This window comes from Rahnella sp. 1L-D-7-B-C2 (assembly GCF_057290995.1).
Map to the genome: position 1 here is coordinate 1 of NZ_JBXAVQ010000043.1, position 1,303 is coordinate 1,303.

A 1,303-nucleotide genomic window follows, 5' to 3' on the forward strand; every position below is an offset into this window, starting at 1 on the left:
TGACTAGTCCTGCTATAGGTTGACACTTTTTAGCCTTATAACGCCCGATGAATTTCATCGGGCGTTTTGTATTTTAACGACAGGTGGGGTCGCCGCGTGTTGTAGATTTCCACCGACTCCCTGACCATCTTTCTTGCCTGCACGATATCTTCCGGCTTAACGAGCAGATATTCCATTTTCAATATCCCGTTTACCCGTTCCGCCAGCGCATTCTGATAACAATCATACCCGTCTGTCATCGAACAGATGACGCCATATCGTTGATGTAGCTTCTGATATTCCTTTGAGCAGTACTGGATACCACGGTCGGAGTGATGCACCAGCGGACATGTACTGCGTCTGCTGGTCAGCGCCATTTTGAACGCATTGGCCACATGCTGGGTATGCAGGCTTTCATGCACATGATATCCCACGATTTTCCTCGACCACACATCGGTTACCAGACTGAGGTACGCCGTTCCCGTACGCAGTGGAAGGTACGTAATATCCGCTACCCACACCTGTTCCGGGCGGCTGGCAACCACCTGATTTTCTCCCGCTTTCAATAAGTTGGGATGACGATAAAAGCGATGATGGCTTTGCGTCGTTTTATGATACGCCCGTTTAGGCACCACCAGTAACCGCGAGCAGCGAAGTATCTGGAACAGCCTGTCCCGACCGACATGCAGCGTGGGTTCCGGTTGTTGTTGCAACAAGTAATGCAATTTACGGGTACCTAACCGGGGCTGATGCAGCCGGATGGCCGTCACCTGCTTAACGACGCGCTGTGCCTGCTTTTCTCTGTCGCGCTCTCGCTGCAGGGATTGATACCACGCCTGTCGGCTAATCCCCATGAACCGGCACGCGCGCGTTACTGTGAGTCCCGGCGCTTGTGCTTGCGTGATAATGTGGCCAACTGCTTTTTTGTCAGAGTGGCTCCGAATTCTGTGTTCATTACCTTCACAACCGCTTCAAAAAACTGCGCTTTAACTTCTGATTCAGCTAGTTGCTGTTCGAGTTCTTTGATTCGCTGCTCGGGAGTAAGAGGCATTTTAGGCATGTTAACTCCGCACGTTCTTGCAGGAGAGGGGGAAAGCCAGTCGAGTTGACCGTACTTGCGTAGCCACTTCAAGACAGTAGAACGGCCTTGAATACCGTAGCGGTCTTGCGCCTGACGGTAAGTCATTTCACCTTTTTCGACCTGTTGGACAACAGTCAATTTAAAGGATAGAGGGTAATCGCGTTGTGTGCGTTTAACATATTGGTTCATCACATTTTCCTCAGTATGCGAGTTAAATGTGTCAACGTTATTTAGGACGGGTCA

The 1,303-nt window shown here is 50.3% G+C and carries 1 protein-coding gene; it reads right to left on the bottom strand.

Annotated features, from left to right (window positions below):
• Positions 1-35: 35 nt before the first annotated feature.
• Positions 36-1,249 (bottom strand): IS3 family transposase gene (locus AC0Z7K_RS24365; protein WP_485616263.1). Its coding sequence is split into 2 segments (ribosomal slippage): positions 36-907 and positions 907-1,249, totalling 1,215 coding nucleotides; the frame shifts between segments, so codons are not numbered across the junction.
• Positions 1,250-1,303 lie beyond the last annotated feature (54 nt).